At 53.9% G+C, this 14520-nt stretch carries 18 protein-coding genes; 8 read left to right on the top strand and 10 right to left on the bottom strand.

Annotated elements, in window-relative coordinates:
- Window positions 1–57 precede the first annotated feature (57 nt).
- The 7 genes from EDM57_RS18390 to EDM57_RS18360 all read right to left on the bottom strand — a co-directional run bounded on the left by EDM57_RS18390 (window position 58) and on the right by EDM57_RS18360 (window position 6895).
- Window positions 58–381, bottom strand: a complete 324-nt coding sequence (locus EDM57_RS18390) for a hypothetical protein (RefSeq protein WP_122906149.1) — start codon at window positions 379–381, stop codon at window positions 58–60.
- 380 nt (window positions 382–761) lie between these two features.
- Window positions 762–1541 (bottom strand): DUF4247 domain-containing protein, encoded by a 780-nt coding sequence (locus EDM57_RS18385; protein ID WP_122906148.1) that lies wholly within the window; start codon window positions 1539–1541, stop codon window positions 762–764.
- 12 nt (window positions 1542–1553) lie between these two features.
- Window positions 1554–2060, bottom strand: a complete 507-nt coding sequence (locus EDM57_RS18380) for a DUF4178 domain-containing protein (RefSeq protein WP_122906147.1) — start codon at window positions 2058–2060, stop codon at window positions 1554–1556.
- 27 nt (window positions 2061–2087) lie between these two features.
- The gene (locus EDM57_RS18375) at window positions 2088–2492 is read right to left on the bottom strand and encodes a DUF350 domain-containing protein (protein ID WP_122906146.1); all 405 of its coding nucleotides are present in this window, start codon (window positions 2490–2492) and stop codon (window positions 2088–2090) included.
- Window positions 2493–2703: 211 nt separating this feature from the next.
- Window positions 2704–3369: a PspA/IM30 family protein gene (locus tag EDM57_RS18370; protein WP_122906145.1), complete on the bottom strand. Its 666-nt coding sequence runs from the start codon at window positions 3367–3369 to the stop codon at window positions 2704–2706.
- A gap of 104 nt (window positions 3370–3473) precedes the next feature.
- On the bottom strand, window positions 3474–5654 hold the full coding sequence (locus tag EDM57_RS18365) for a DNA topoisomerase III (RefSeq protein WP_122906144.1): 2181 nt from the start codon (window positions 5652–5654) through the stop codon (window positions 3474–3476).
- Between the two features lie 101 nt (window positions 5655–5755).
- Window positions 5756–6895 carry a DUF2515 family protein gene (locus tag EDM57_RS18360; RefSeq protein WP_122906143.1) on the bottom strand — a complete coding sequence of 380 codons (1140 nt, stop codon included), beginning with the start codon at window positions 6893–6895 and terminating at the stop codon, window positions 5756–5758.
- A gap of 96 nt (window positions 6896–6991) precedes the next feature.
- On the opposite strand from EDM57_RS18360, the gene shc reads away from it, so the two are divergent.
- The gene (gene shc, locus EDM57_RS18355) at window positions 6992–8893 is read left to right on the top strand and encodes a squalene--hopene cyclase (protein ID WP_122906142.1); all 1902 of its coding nucleotides are present in this window, start codon (window positions 6992–6994) and stop codon (window positions 8891–8893) included.
- Window positions 8894–8902: 9 nt separating this feature from the next.
- On the opposite strand, the gene EDM57_RS18350 is transcribed toward shc, so the two are convergent.
- Window positions 8903–9100, bottom strand: coding sequence for a hypothetical protein (locus EDM57_RS18350; protein ID WP_122906141.1), 198 nt, complete (start codon window positions 9098–9100; stop codon window positions 8903–8905).
- Between the two features lie 161 nt (window positions 9101–9261).
- On the opposite strand from EDM57_RS18350, the gene EDM57_RS18345 reads away from it, so the two are divergent.
- Genes EDM57_RS18345 through EDM57_RS18320 form a run of 6 tightly spaced genes read left to right on the top strand, consistent with a single transcriptional unit; the run spans window position 9262 to window position 11201 of the window.
- Window positions 9262–9522, top strand: coding sequence for a spore germination protein (locus EDM57_RS18345; protein ID WP_122906140.1), 261 nt, complete (start codon window positions 9262–9264; stop codon window positions 9520–9522).
- Window positions 9519–9743 carry a spore germination protein GerPB gene (locus EDM57_RS18340; RefSeq protein ID WP_122906139.1) on the top strand — a complete coding sequence of 75 codons (225 nt, stop codon included), beginning with the start codon at window positions 9519–9521 and terminating at the stop codon, window positions 9741–9743. The genes EDM57_RS18345 and EDM57_RS18340 overlap by 4 nt, the downstream gene beginning before the upstream one ends.
- Before the next feature lie 34 nt (window positions 9744–9777).
- Window positions 9778–10389, top strand: coding sequence for a spore germination protein GerPC (gene gerPC / locus EDM57_RS18335; protein WP_122906138.1), 612 nt, complete (start codon window positions 9778–9780; stop codon window positions 10387–10389).
- A 1-nt stretch (window position 10390) separates the two neighbouring features.
- On the top strand, window positions 10391–10576 hold the full coding sequence (locus EDM57_RS18330) for a spore gernimation protein (RefSeq protein ID WP_122906137.1): 186 nt from the start codon (window positions 10391–10393) through the stop codon (window positions 10574–10576).
- 14 nt (window positions 10577–10590) lie between these two features.
- Window positions 10591–10983 carry a spore germination protein GerPE gene (locus EDM57_RS18325; protein ID WP_122906136.1) on the top strand — a complete coding sequence of 131 codons (393 nt, stop codon included), beginning with the start codon at window positions 10591–10593 and terminating at the stop codon, window positions 10981–10983.
- A 2-nt stretch (window positions 10984–10985) separates the two neighbouring features.
- The gene (locus EDM57_RS18320; RefSeq protein ID WP_122906135.1) at window positions 10986–11201 is read left to right on the top strand and encodes a spore germination protein; all 216 of its coding nucleotides are present in this window, start codon (window positions 10986–10988) and stop codon (window positions 11199–11201) included.
- Between the two features lie 121 nt (window positions 11202–11322).
- Here the strand turns inward: EDM57_RS18320 and EDM57_RS18315 are convergent, their stop codons facing one another.
- Window positions 11323–11925, bottom strand: coding sequence for an Hsp20/alpha crystallin family protein (locus EDM57_RS18315; protein WP_246005844.1), 603 nt, complete (start codon window positions 11923–11925; stop codon window positions 11323–11325).
- An 81-nt stretch (window positions 11926–12006) separates the two neighbouring features.
- Entirely contained in the window at window positions 12007–13368 is a 1362-nt protein-coding gene (locus tag EDM57_RS18310; RefSeq protein ID WP_122906133.1) for an LCP family protein, read from the bottom strand.
- 227 nt (window positions 13369–13595) lie between these two features.
- Between EDM57_RS18310 and EDM57_RS18305 the strand changes: the two genes are divergently transcribed.
- Complete coding sequence (locus tag EDM57_RS18305; protein ID WP_122906132.1) at window positions 13596–14519, top strand: NAD(P)/FAD-dependent oxidoreductase; 924 nt, start codon at window positions 13596–13598, stop codon at window positions 14517–14519.
- Window position 14520: the final 1 nt, after the last annotated feature.

Here is a 14520-nt window from a genome sequence, read left to right as displayed (position 1 = left end):
TTTGTGTCTTCCATATTCAACATAAAAATACTGAATATTATGTTTGTTCTGGTTATATTAATGCAACGCTAGTGGCTTCTTGCCTTTTATCTTTGGCTTTGAAGATTCTTCAATCACGTAAGAATCAATTATCTCATCCGCCTCATTATATATGGTTACCTCGTCTACATGAGTGAAACTGCCATCATTAAAATATGTTAAAATTGTATCATGTTGCTCATAACCACTCTTTGTAAAATTCTCAAAAGTTTTCACTGTATAACTCTCTTCAAACTTATCTGTAACCTTTTTGGTGTCTGCAGCAAAAGCTTGTGAAGTAAATGAGGAACAAACTAGCAAGGCTCCTAACATCATACTGACCACTTTTTTCTTATTATTCATCCTATCCTCTTACCTCCCATATATGATTTTTTGAGTAACTTCCAAAATCTCTCTTCTTTGAACACTTCTCTTTCCGTTAATTTAATACTCCAAATACTATTTTTACCAAAAAATTGCGTTAGTCAATATTTTCCTGTATTTTTTTCTATTCTAGAACTTTACATTCGTCTAAAAGATAGGGATAAATTAGAACGGGAGCATACGGGTATAACAGAGAGGCACTGTTTCACTGATTTGGCTTGTATCGCCGTATCTGTCGACCATGTTTTTTAGCCTAGGCAACTGAGCTTGGCTAGGAATGCTAATCTAAAATAATCGACACCTATTGGTACTTCGCTCAAAAAACCCGCCTTATCAGCGGGTTTGTCTTGACCTTACTCTTATCTGCGTTTCGTAATTCTGCCTGAGCTTCCTGCTTTCGTGCGCGGCGGCGACTTGCTTTTTGGCTTGGAAAACACCGACGATTTCTTTGGGGAAACGGACGAGCTGCTGTCGGACGAGCGAATAATTTTGCCTGTGCTTCCGCCAGACGACGTGTCCTGCTTTTTGAACAGATTGCCGTCCTGGCCGACTGTGCCGCCGCTCTTCTTTTTGCTGTCACTGCGCTTTGTGATGCTGCCCGTGCCTTCCTTCGTGATCGGCGGCGCCGCCTTTTTCTCCGCCTCGGACGGTACGTGGTAGCTCCCTTGCGGCTTGTAGATGTCCTTGCTCGAATAGCCGCGATAGCTACCGGTCGAGCTTTTTTTATGTCCATCGAACAGGTCATCGAGGACGCTGGCCAAAATGTAGCCCTGTAAAAAGGACGAATCGTAGTTTTCCCGGACGTACTCCTTCGAATCGACCTCGATCAGCGTGTCGGACGGCTTCGCCTGATCTTGCTGCAAATGGTACAGCTCGTCAGGATAGATGAGAAACATGTGCTCGGCATCTTCTTTGGAAATCTCGTCCGGCTGCTTCTGTTCCGCAAGCTCCTTGGCCACTTCAGGCACAGTCTTGCCTTCGGCGCGGTAAATGCGCGATGTTTGCCCATTATCCTTGGTGGAGACAGATTCCAGTGGATAGCTGTCGCCAATCGCGGGGCTGTCGAAGTTAGCAACGATAAGCAGGAAGACCGCCAAAATCAGCAGGGCCTTGATCCATTTCATCAAAAAGTTCGGCATGTCCACCCCTCCTTACGTTCCGCGAAGTACCTGCACATCTGCTGGCAATACCGCCTCTCCCTCATACAGCATGAATCTTCCGTCCTGCCATTCGATCCGCAGCAGCTCGCGGCCGTCGGACTGGAACTGCCAAATGTACTGCTCGCCGGACGTATGAAACGGCGTTTTTCCGACTACCTGGACTCTTCCGTTGTACTGCTCCTCCAGATGGTATGTTACATCGTCCATTTCAATCGTGGTCGGCACTTCGTCCACCGAGTCGAGGCGGCCGTCGATGGCGCTGTACAGCTGATACACCGTTTTTTCGCGTTCTTCAATGTGTAAATAGCGGATGGTCATTCCATCCTGCAAAGTCAGCATCGTCGCGTTGCGGCTCGCATTGGTCGCCTTGCCCGTGACCTGGTAGGTGACAAGCGAAACTTCCACCACGTCACCGGGTCCTACTGTCAGGATGCTCTTTTCCGGTGCAGGCGGCTCATGCTTGGCAAACAAGTTTTTAATGCGTTTGAACAAACTCATCAGGTCCTACTCCTTCCTACGCCTTTCCTAGACCAATGCGCCCAGGATGAGGGCACCGACCACGTGCAGCGAGCCCGCCACCATGGCATGTCCTACCATGCCTTGCTGGGTTCCGCGCTCCAGGTCAAGTCCGGTAAAGGTTTTCAACAACAGCTCGGCGATCTTCTCCAACAAGAGCAAAATAATAAATGATAGCACCGATACGAGAAGCGCGATCCACAGATCGTTTGCATTCGAAATGGACTGGGACAAAATGTACCCTTGGGCAAACAGCTTCATCACAAATCGCGTCGTGACCGCTACGTTGCCTTTTTTGATTTCAGCAATATCCTTGTATTTTGTAAAAAGCGTATCAATCCACATCAACAAAAACAGCAGAATGCCGCCGGCAACTGTCCAGACGAGCATCGCCAGTATTTGCTGCAATTCCACGTCAATCCCCCCGTAGCAAAAAAAGTTGAGAAAGTTCGGCCTCGTCACCCGTCCGGGACGAAGCTTTTTCGTTTGTCACTTCCATTCGTTTAGAAAACTCGGCGATTGCCGAGCCTTTGGCGACAGCAGAGCCGTCGTTTCACTTATGTCGATAGGGTAAAATTTTACAAATTCCTTTCGACCAAGGAAAAAGGGGCACCGACTAAGCGGTTTACCCCTCGTATTTTTTCATCAGCGCGGCCAGTTCGTCTTCCACTTGCTGGTCTTTGGTAAGCTTCGCGATTTCCTCGTCGAGCGAGCTTTGCTTTTTGTACAGCTCCCCGCTTGCTTCTGCCTCCGCTTCCATTTGCAGCGCTTTTTCTTCCATGCGCTTCAAGCCAGCCATCGCCGAGTTGCTGTCGAAGCCAGCCATTGTCTGATTGATCGTCTTCTGGGCTTTGGCCGCATTGACGCGGGCAACGAGTGTCTCGCGCTTGTTTTTCAGCTCGGTAATCTGTTTCTTCATTTCCGCCAGCTTGTCGCGCAGCGCGTCTGCTGCCAGTTTGTTTTTCTCGTATGCTTCCTTGTACTCGGCCATTTTTTGTTCAGCCGCTTTTTTCTCTTCCAGGGCGCGGCGGGCCAGATCGATATTTTTCGCTTGCGCGGCTACGTGTGCCTGCTCATCACGCTTTTTCACCAGCGCTTCCTGCTCTTCATACAGCACCTTGAACTTTTTCTCCAGGGCGATTTGCGCAGCGACCGCTTTTTCTGCTTCATTCAGGTCGTCTTGCATATCGCGCAAATATTGATCGGTCATTTTGATCGGATCTTCTGCTTTTTCAATCAAGGCATACAGGTTGGACATGGTCAAGTCACGAAGGCGTTTAAAAATGGACATGGTTTTTCCTCCTTCAATGGGTAGTACGGCCCAGTTTCGCCGCACCTTTCTACATGTATCTACGTTACTTGCGCTAGCAAGTTTCAATTTGCTGCCGATTTATTTCAGGAACTTTTTTCTACCAACGACGGCACGCTGATTTTCGCCTTTTTGTCTGCTTCATCCCATTGCAAATAGGCGTCGAAGCGCTCTTTTCCTTTGACAAAGCCTTTGATGAGGTTTGTCTTGCCCTTCTCCATCAGCTTTTTCACGGCAGCGGGCGTGATCTTTTTGCCCATGATCGTCTTCGATACGGTCACGGTGCACTGTAATTTTTTATAGTTCGCGCACCCGTAAAAATCGCCCTTGTCTACGAGCTCCCCGCCGCAAGCCCGACAGGTCGCCACTTTGGAGCCGAGCGAAAACTTCGTCGCCTGCTTCGACTTCGGCAGCGCCTCGACGTCGTAGCCATCCAGCTTCCACTCGCGCGACTGCTCGATGGCATCTGCGACGATTTTATGCGACAGCTTGCGCACTTGTTCCATGAAAACTTGCGCGGAAGCCTCCCCCTGCCCGATCTCCTGGAGGCGCTGCTCCCATCTTGCCGTCATTTCCGGGGAGGCGAGAATTTTGTCGCCGATCACGTCTATGAGCAGCATCCCCTTTTGTGTCGCAAACACCTGGTTTTTGCGCACCTCGATGTACTTGCGCTCTTTGAGCATGTTGATGATCCCGGCGCGCGTCGCTTCCGTGCCCAGCCCTTCCGTTTTCATCAGCACCTTTTCCAGCTCCTGGTTGTCGAGGTGCTTGCCCGCTGTTTTCATCAGCGTAATCAGCTGGCCTTCCGTGTAGCGCTTGGGCGGCTGGGTCTTGCTCTCCTTGGCTTCTACCTTGTGCACCTTGCCCGTCTCACCTTTGGTCAGCGGCGGCAGCACCGTTTCCTTGTCGTCTTTTTCCTCATCGAACAATACTTCGCGCCAGCCTGCGCGGATTTGCACCTTGCCTTTGCTGATGAACATGGCGCGGCCATCGACGAGCGTCGTCACGGTCGTGTAATCGAACAGGGCGCTCTCCTGATGCGCGGCGATCAGCCGTCTCGCGACCAGGTCGTAAATTTTCCGCTCCTCGTCGCTCAGCCTGGAGACGGTCGGCACCTGCTCGGTGGGAATGATCGCATAGTGATCGGTCACTTTTTTCTGGTTCACGTACCGCCTGTCCTGGGCAATCGACGATTTGGCCAGCGGAAAGTGCGCCTGGTACTCAGGCTGCCTGGACAGCTTCGCCAAAATGTCGGGAAACGTCTTCGCCTCTTCTTGCGTGACAAACGACGAATCGGAGCGCGGGTACGACAATAACCCTTTTACATACAGCTTTTGTGCGATTTCCAGCGTCTTTTGCGGCGAGAACTTGAACATTTTGTTCGCGGTGGCCTGCAGCGAGGAAAGGTTGAACAAGTACGGCGGCAAAAATTCTTTGCGCTCCGTCTCCACCTCGCTCACCTCTGCCGGCTTGTCCCGGCAAAAAGCGGCAATTCGCTCCGCGAGCTGCGGATCGAAAAGGCGCGATTCCCCGTCGTCCTTGTGCCAGACGCCTTCGTAGCGCTTCTTGCCGATTGCAAACGTCGCCTTGACCTCCCAGAACGGCTCGGGTTTGAATGCAGCGATCTCCTTTTCCCGCTTGACGACCAGCGCGAGCGTCGGCGTCTGCACCCGGCCTGCGGAAAACACATCGTTGATCCCTTTTTGCTTCAGCAGCAGCGTATAGACACGGGAAGCGTTCATCCCGACCAGCCAGTCTGCACAAGAGCGGCTGTACGCCTCGTGGTACAGGTTGCGCGTCTGCGTCTCGTCGAGCAAAGCGGCAAACCCTGCGGTAACGGCTCGCTCCGTCAGCGAAGAAATCCACAGCCGCTTCATCGGCTTGCGGACTTTGCACATCTCGACGATGGTGCGCACGATCAGTTCACCTTCCCGCCCCGCGTCGCCCGCGTGGATGATTTCGGTAACGTCGGTGCGTTTCAAGAGCTGCTTGATAATGCCAAACTGCTTTGCTTTTGACTTCATCACCTGATGCTGAAACGACTCGGGAATGAGCGGCAGCGTGGAGAGCGACCACTTTTTCCACGCGGGGTTATACGCCTCTGGCGGCACCAGCTCACAAATGTGCCCAACCGCCCAGGTAAAAAAGGCCCCCTTGGGAAAAAGCCGGTTGGGGTGCACTTCGACAAAGCCTTGTTGTTTTCTATGGGGAAACGGACTGGCCAGCTTCATCGCCTGGTCCGGTTTTTCTGCTATGACGACTTTCATGCCTGCTCTTCTCCTACATGTCATCTGTAATCTCTCTTTCTATTCTACTACATCCGGCAAGCGAAGCTGAAAAAATGGGCAGAAGCGCATCATGCCCTTCGTTACGTGCCGAGCAGCCTCCCTTTTGCCAGCACGGCCAGCTCGATTTTTTCAAGCGCCTGGCAGTACGCTTCTTCCGCGCGGGAAAAAGCGGGCTGGTTCCGAGCCAAAACGAGTTGGCGCATGACGACGCCTTTTTTCGCCGGGTACCAATCCACCGCTTTTGGCAGTTCGTGCCGCACTTGCTTCCAGACTTGGCGCAGCGCCGGGGAATACAGCCGCTTTCCGCCAGGCAGCAGCTGGCAGTTCCCCAGTCTTTTCCGGTACGGCTCGCCTGGTGTCGTCTCGCGCAAGTCGTGAAACAAATGGGGCCAAAAATCTTTTCGCGAGCCGGTGTGGGGCTTGTCGCCGGCCCACCGCATGGCTCCTTCCTTGATCGGGGTGTCGCCGAACAACAGACTGTACAGTCTTTTGCCCAGCTCGATGCGCTCGGTCAGGGAAGCAAAATGAAAGACGGGTTCGCCTGCCAGCCGCAAAGCACCGTCCTCCTTCCCTCTGTACGGAAGCAGGATCAGGTTGAGCCGCAGTACCTCCTGCAAAGCAAACGGCAGCGTCTCGACCACCGTATTCCGATAGGCTTCGTCGCTCATCATGTGCGTCTCCAAATAATGCTGTTCGTTCACAATCAGGCTGATGGAAAGCAGCTTGCTGTCGCCTGTTTTCCAGAAATGGTTCCACACCGCCTGCATGAACAGGGAGACATCCAGCCGAGCAAGCAGGTGAAAAAGGTTGGTCTGTCGCTTCACACTTTCCTCATACAGTAACAATTGAGGGTACGCATCGTGAAAAATCAGCCAGTTGCCCCGCTCCAGAAATGAAAAGTAGTCATGCTGCACTTTTACGGGAAGCAGCCGCGGCAATAGCTCGCCGCGAAGATCGGTCATGCTCCAGCCGGCGTTGCGCGAGACGAGGTGCGCCAAAAACGCCCAGTGAACTTCCGGATGCTTGCGAAAAAAAGTCAGATAGGCGCTCGTCCTGTCCAGGTTGTCGGCGTTGCTCGCCAAGGTCTTGTGCCTGATTTCGGCGATCATGTCCTGTTCTGTTTTGGTAAGGGAGTTGGCCGCCTGTCTCGTCTCTTTTGCTTTCGCAAGCTCGCGTGCGAGCGGCCATAAAGCCGGATTCACATGCCATGACCATCGCATACAGATTCCTCCTGCCTGCCGAACGCATTTTTGTACAGACAAGGCTGCACCAACCGCTTGACGCAGCCAAGTTTTCCCAGATGGAGGTGGTATTCGTTGCGCGAAGTAGGCGAAGAAATCAGCCGGATTCAGTCGGTTGTCCTGCGCAGCCAACAGCCGGACGGCTCCTGGCGCTTCTGTCTGGAAAGCTCTCCGACGACAGACGCCCACATGATTATCCTATTGCGGACGCTCGGGATTGATGATGAGCAGCTCATGGACGGACTGACTGCGCGGATCACCGACCTTCAGCAGGAAAATGGCGCATGGAAGCTGTACCCGGACGAGGCCGAGGGCAATCTTTCGACGACTGTGGACTGCTATTATGCGCTGCTGCTCTCGCGACGCTACGAAAAAAACGTGCCGCGAATGGCCCGCGCTCGCGCGTTTATTCGCAGCAAGGGCGGCTTGGGCGAGGCCAACCTGCTGACGAAGTTCGCTACCGCGCTGGCAGGGCAGTACAAGTGGCCCGCTCATTTTCTCGTGCCAGTAGAAATCGCGCTCTTGCCTCCCCGTTCTCCGATCAGCTTTTACGATTTTGTCGGGTACGCCCGCGTGCATCTCGCTCCGATGATGATTGTCGCCGACCGCAAATACGTCAAAGCGACGGCGGATACTCCCGATCTGTCCGATTTGCATGTGAATCCTTCCGTTGCTCCGGGGGTCTATCCCCATCGGATGCTGGAGCGCTTCATGCGGGACGGGCAAAACTTTTTGGCTGCCATCCACGAGCACGTTGTGCGCTTGCCGTTTTTGCCCGGACTGCTGCACGAGCTGTCCCTGCGCAGACTGGAGCAGTTTATGCTGGCGCGAGTGGAGGCAGACGGGACTTTGTACAACTACTCGACCTCGACTTTTTTCATGATCTTTGCTTTGCTTGCCCGCGGCTACTCTCCACGTGATCCGCTGATCGTCAAAGCCATGTCAGGCTTGCGCGAATCCCTCTACGAAACGGCACAAGGGCCGCATCTGCAACTGGCGACCTCAGCCGTCTGGGACACGGCGCTGTTGTCGCATGCCTTGCAGCAAAGCGGCCTGCCCGCAAGTCACCCCGCCATCCAGCGGGCTAATCGCTACTTGCTCCAAAAACAGCAGCTTACATTCGGGGACTGGAAAATTCGCAATCCGGCGGGAACTCCCGGCGGCTGGGGCTTTTCCCACTACAATACGATGAATCCGGACATCGACGACACGACAGCGGCCCTGCGCGCTCTGCGCAGCCAGTCTCGCCTGGACAAAACAGCGGCAGCAGCCTGGAAGCGCGGGCTGGATTGGCTGTTGTCCATGCAAAACGACGACGGCGGCTGGCCTGCCTTTGAAAAAAATACGGACTCCCCGCTCATTTCCAGCCTGCCCATTGAAGGCGCAGACACCGTCAGCACCGATCCGTCCTCCGTCGATTTGACCGGAAGAACATTGGAGTTTCTCGGCCGCTACGCCGGGTACAAAGAAAGCGACGCGCCTGTGCAAAAGGCGATTCGCTGGCTGCTCGCCCAACAGGAAAAAGACGGCTCCTGGTACGGAAGGTGGGGCATCGCCTATCTGTACGGGACGTGGGCGGCGCTCACCGGAATGATGGCTGTCGGTGTCTCACCCGATCACCCCGCGGTCCAAAAAGCGGTCGACTGGCTAACGCGACAGCAAAATGCCGACGGCGGCTGGGGCGAATCGTGTCACAGCGACGAGAAAAAAACGTACGTCCCGCTCGGCGCCAGTACGCCATCGCAAACAGCCTGGGCGCTCGATGCCCTGATCGCCGTACATTCCCGGCCGACCCCGGCTATCGAACGCGGCGTCGCTTATTTGTCCAGGCAAAGCCAGGCGACAGGCTGGACCACCTCCTATCCGACAGGCGGCGGCCGTCCCGGAGGCACTTATTTTGCCTATCACAGCTATCGCTGGATTTGGCCGCTCATCGCTCTTAGCCACTACCAGCGCAAATACGTGTCCGCAAGCTAGACGGGGCGATCAATCGCCTCGTCTCCTTGGCGTGGTCGGGCGGATCGGAACGTCTTTGCTGAAAATGAGCGAATCGTCTGCCGTGTCATAGACCGACGAACAACGGATGACCTCCGCGTCGCCGATCAGCACGAGCGATGACTGCTGCACGCCCCCCATCTTGATTTCTCCCACGGCGATTTTTTTGTTGTTGACCTTCATGTTCATCGCACTTCCCCTCCTTTTTCCATCCCGCAACACTCTTCCGCCTGTCGCTGATGTATCGTATGCCTACTCCGCCCGGTGCGCACCGAATCAAGCGCGAAAAACAGGTATGAACACCCAGTGCCGTCACACATACAATACAAAAAGGACTCTTCCGAGGGGATGTGTCGAAGCTGCCTGCCATTGTTGGAGTTATCAACGTAAACAGCATAAGCGGCGTCTTCAATGTCGGAGACGTCCGCAAAATTTCGCCTGTCAGCTACTCCAAAACATTTGCTGGCGGCGGATCGTTCAACTCAGGCACGAATCTCTCGTTCAAGATTCCCCGCAGCGTTGTCTATATCAATGAGACAGCGAGCAACGAGCTGCCGATCTTTGTAGAGGAAACAAGCGATCCGGCGGCAAAGGGACGGGATTTTTCATGAATTTTTTCGTTCATCAAAACATCGTGATCCACCATTTGAGAATTGACGGCATCACCAACTCGTCCGTCTGCCAAATTGGCAGTGCAGGTGTGATTAAACCGTTATCGCAGATGTACAACACAGGCGGATTCACCGAGCCGGCTCCCCCCGCCGGCCCGCTGCCCGAGACTTCGTCAGAGGAATTCATTCCGCTTGTGCCTTTGGTAGCGCCTTCGCGCTAGTCGGCTTTATGTTTGATGAAGAAGGATGGTCGTCATGTACATGGGTCCCGAAATGATGCAGTATTTGCAACAGTTGCATGACTATATACAGACGCAAAACAAAAAAATGGAAAAAATGAAGCAAATGATCGAGGAACTGCAACAGGATGTCAAAGACTTAAAGGAAAAGCAGGTTCCTTCCGTCATCAAAAACGAATACAAATTTGACCTGCTGAAAGTCGAACGGCTGGAAGGAACGCTCAACATCGGTCTCAATCCGAAGAGCAACGATTCCGGAATCGGCGAATTTTCCATTAACCAGAGCATGGATGTGCCGAACGGACAAAAGAACACGCCTTTGTTTGAGCGCGTACAAAAAGAAATTTACCGTTACCTGAAAACAGACGCCTACCACGTGTTGGAAAGAATCGAGGAAGAGTGCGGTTTTCCGCTCAATGACGACTACCGGGATTTTATTTTGGAGGATATTAAAAAGCAGATCGACCAACGCATCCGTCATTATGTCAATCAGCTGCAGACCGATGAATGGGAGCCTGAGCAGCTCGACGTCTGGGCGGAGAAAATCGTCCAGACGGTCAAGCGCGATATTGAAAAAACGTGTGAAAGCTTTATCAAAAATCTCCCGCGCGAGGTGAACGAACCCTGACATGATTTACCAGGTGATAAACGGTGACATTTGTGTGCGCAGCGTTTCCATTGAAGACTTGTCGGCCTCGGCCTCTCTGTTCATCGGCGACACGAAAACGGTCACGCTGCTCTCCTTCTACGAAACACCACCCGAGTCGTTGATTCTCGGAGCAATTCCGGTTGCTACGGCACTTACTCCAGGTTGAGGGGGTTCCAACTGATGCAGCGAAGAACGAGCCATGTCAAGAAGCTGAACAGCCTCTCCATTGATGCCTCTTCCGTCCTGCAGATCGGGGACTCGCAGGAAGTCAACGCCCAATCCAACATTTTGGCGGTGCAACGGGAAAAAGCGATTTTTTACCAGCACGAATTTGAATTTGCCGATTACGATATGTTCATGGCACCGTTAGCCGTTCCCGGTCCCACCGAGCCGATTTGCGTCGATACGTTTCACGACTGTCCCCATATTCACGTCAAAAAGGTCAACGTACCGTTTGCTGCGGCATCCTCGGTTGTCCATATCGGCTCTACCGACCGCCTGACCTTGGAGACGCGGGTCAAAAATATCCGGCATCTGCTTCGCGACGAGCCCAAGCGCGAAAGGAGGAACTAGCCGTGCCTTCCGTAGTGGGAGCTGTCAATATCAACAGCAACTCAGGGACTGTAAACTTCGGGGACACATTGAACATCTCGCCCAAAAACGCATCCAAATCCTTTTCCGGTTCGGGCGGCGGGAATACGGGCAACGTCGTGAACACGATCAACGGCGCCAATGCAACGAATACGCTCGATCCGAACATCGTCGATCAGCCGCTGGTGGGCAATATATGAACGAACAGTGTTAATGGCCTGCATTAGCACTGTTTTTGTTTGGGGCGCTGGCCTGCTCCGCCCTCTCCGCGTCCTGCAAGCTGCGGGAAAAGGAAAAGAGGAGGTCCGCATCATCCCTCCTCTACAGCTTCGCCTTGAATGTCGTTTTTCGTTCGCGGTAATCGGCATCGCGCTGCAAATAAATTTCCAGCAAGCCGTCCTGGTACTGGGCTTTCATCCCTTTGGGAATCACGGGTGCAGGCAGCTCGATCTTGCGGTGAAACGCACCGCAGCTTCTCTCCGCCTGCACGCATGAGCCTTTGTAGTCCGGCTTCCTGACCAGCCCTTTGATTTCGAGCACTTTTTGCTCGACAAGCGAAAGCTCCAGGCTGTCGCGGGCAAAACCCGGCAGCTCGCAGCATACGATCACAGAATGGTCCGACAAAAACACATCCGTCAGCGGATATTCCTCTGTTTCTTCGACCTGCACCACCCGCAGCGGCCTGTCCTGTGCCTTTTTCCGGTTCTTTTGGATCGTCGGCACGACCTTTGCGACAGAAGTGGTTGCCTGATGGGGAGCTTTCTTGCTGAGCGCCGCTATGTTTTCCCAAAAATCCGCATCCATGATCTGGCTCATCTGACGCAAGGCTCCCCACGGATGGTCTTTGTCCAGATTCAGCTTTGCCAGGCTTTGCGATGCCTTTTGCAGTTGCTTCATCGTCTCCTGCCAATTTTTCAAAAACACCGCCCCCTTCCCGAAAGCAGGCAACACTTTCACTCTCTGGCAGTATATGTGCCCGGCTTTGGAAAGGGTGCACAAAACTCGTTACGTTTGCCCACTGTCCGCACCATCTGGCGCAGGAGCCGGCGGCGCGAGAATATCTGGCGGCGGCATGTCGCTCGGATACGTCTCGCCGTCTTGTCCCGTGCCTTCATCCGGTACAGGTGTGGGTGCGGGTGCTGAATCTGCTGGCGTCTCTGACTTTGGCTTCGCGGCCGGAGCCGACGGCTTCTCGGTCTTTTGCTTGGCTGCTCCGGCCTGCGGAGAGGTCGACGGCTTCGCAGCCTGCGATCTGGTCTCTTTTTTCATCTCGACTTTGGCGATCTCTGCTACCGCCGCGTCGCTGAGCTTGTCGCTTGTTTCAGCTACGCCCAGCTCCTTTTGCAGCGTGCTGCGGACCGCCTGCATGTTCTCCCTCGGCCACAAGGAATAAGGCGAGCTCCAGATCGCGCCATTCTCAAGCGTCACGATATGATCGGAAGAAATGGTGCCAAAGTCCATGGCCAGACCTTTGATCTGATCTTTGGACAGATCGGTTTTAATATGCTTGCCGACGGTATCCAACACCTCAGTCAAGCGGGTAATTCCGTCCATCGAAACCATTTTGTCCGCGACCGCGCGAATGACCTGCTGCTGGCGGCGGTTGCGGTCATAGTCGCTGGAATTGTAGGCTTGGCCGCGTCTGTCGATCCGGTGTCGGACGAAGCCGAGCGCCTGCTCACCGTTCAATACTTGCGTGCCTTTTTTCAAGCTGCGGTAAACCCCTGGCTTGGGCAACTCGTACACCAGGTCGCGGTCCACGTCTACCTTGACGCCGCCGAGCTTGTCGATCACAGCGGTAAAGCCTTCAAAATCGAGCTGGACGTAGTGATCGACCGAGACACCGAGCATGTGCTCCAGCGTCTTTTTCAGCATGGTCATCCCGTTTTCGGTCACAGGCTGTCCTTTGCTCTCCGCCAATTTCTTCTGTCCTTCTCCAAGCGCAAAAACTTCGTTGACCTTGTGATAGCCTGGATAACCGGGTATCTGGACCCGCGTGTCACGGGGCAGCGACACCATCGTTACCTTTTTCGTGACTGGGTTGGCGACGGCGACGACCAGGACATCTGTGTTCAGCGTCCCGATGTTCTTTCGGGTGTCCAATCCGACAATGACAAAGGAAATGGGTTTCTGTTCCTCATACGGCTGCTCGACGACAGGCTGATCGGGAAGCTTGTACGGGTCCTGTGTCACTTCCCCCAAAGTTTTGTCCACCTGGTTCAAGGCATACCCTGCCCCGACGGCAAGCAAACAGAGAAACAGGCACGCAGCCAGCAGCAAATACATCCACCTGGATCGCTGTCCGCGTTTTTTTCGTTTCCGCGGCGTCTTCGCAGGAGCCACTTGTTTTTCGGTCTTGGCCTGCACGCAGGTTCACTCCTTTTCCCGTGGTGCCACTATTTCCGTTCAATTTTTCTATTATTCTGGAAAACCATGTCCCATTTTACCACATTTTGCTGTCAAAATGTAGGTGACGGCCAAGACCACGCACCTGTTTTGTCGTTTTGGCGGCGAGTCCTTGCACTCTGGAAACGAAACAGGTAGTCTAAAACTATTGGGAAATCGGAAAATAGAAAAGATCGGGGGACTGGAGAGTGGAACACGTACAGGTGCTGATCGCAGGCGGCGGCATCGCGGGTTTGTCTGCCGCTATTTGGTGCCAACGATTGGGGTTGTCTTGCTTGCTGGTGGAAAAATCAGATCGGCTCGGAGGGCAATTGCACCAGATTCACAACGAAATCTGGGATTTTCCTCCGCGAATCTATCCTCGTGGAGCCTCGCTTCTCGAAGAGTTATGCCAGCATCCTGCCATCCAAAAACTGAACGTCCGGCTGCGAGAAGAGCTTTTAGCCATTGACCGGGATGCACACATCGTGACGACCTCCAGAACTGCCTATCGCGTTGACTATCTGCTCATCGCTACCGGTGTTACCCCCAATGAGATTCCCGCCCTCAACGGCTGCAAGCGCGTCCTGCCACCCGCTTTTTCCACGACGGCGGAAGCCGCTTCGGTAGCAGGGCTTGAACTGGCGGTCATCGGCGGGGGAGATCGTGCCCTGGAAAGCGCAGTCAATCTCACCACGCATGCGCGTCATGTCTATTTATTGATCCGCAGCAACCAGCTGCGCGGCCGTTCCGACTGGCTGCGCAAAATCGCGGCGCTGCCCAATTTGTCTGTCCTGTGGGAGACAGAAGTAAAGGGCTACCAGCATACAGGCGAGCGGCTGCTGTTGAAACTTGCCTCACGACGTCCGGAAAATCCGACAGAGCTGTTCGTCGACTGGATTTTGCCGCGCATCGGCGTTCACGGCAACTGCGCCGGGCTCGATGGCCTCCCCACGTTTGGCGAAGGGTATTTGAAAACGGATGAGTTTCAGCGAGCGGACGATTCCTGGATCTACGGCTCAGGTGACGCCACCAATGGCGCTGAATATGCCAGCCTGTCCCTGGCTGTCGGGCAGGCGATGAAAGCGGTCAAGCATATGTCCATGCAGTGCCGCTCAGCGAACCGGTTCTGAC

The organism is Brevibacillus gelatini (assembly GCF_003710935.1).
In the GTDB taxonomy this organism is placed as follows: Bacteria; Bacillota; Bacilli; order Brevibacillales; family Brevibacillaceae; genus Brevibacillus; species Brevibacillus gelatini.
This window is presented reverse-complemented; position numbering and strand designations above follow the sequence as displayed.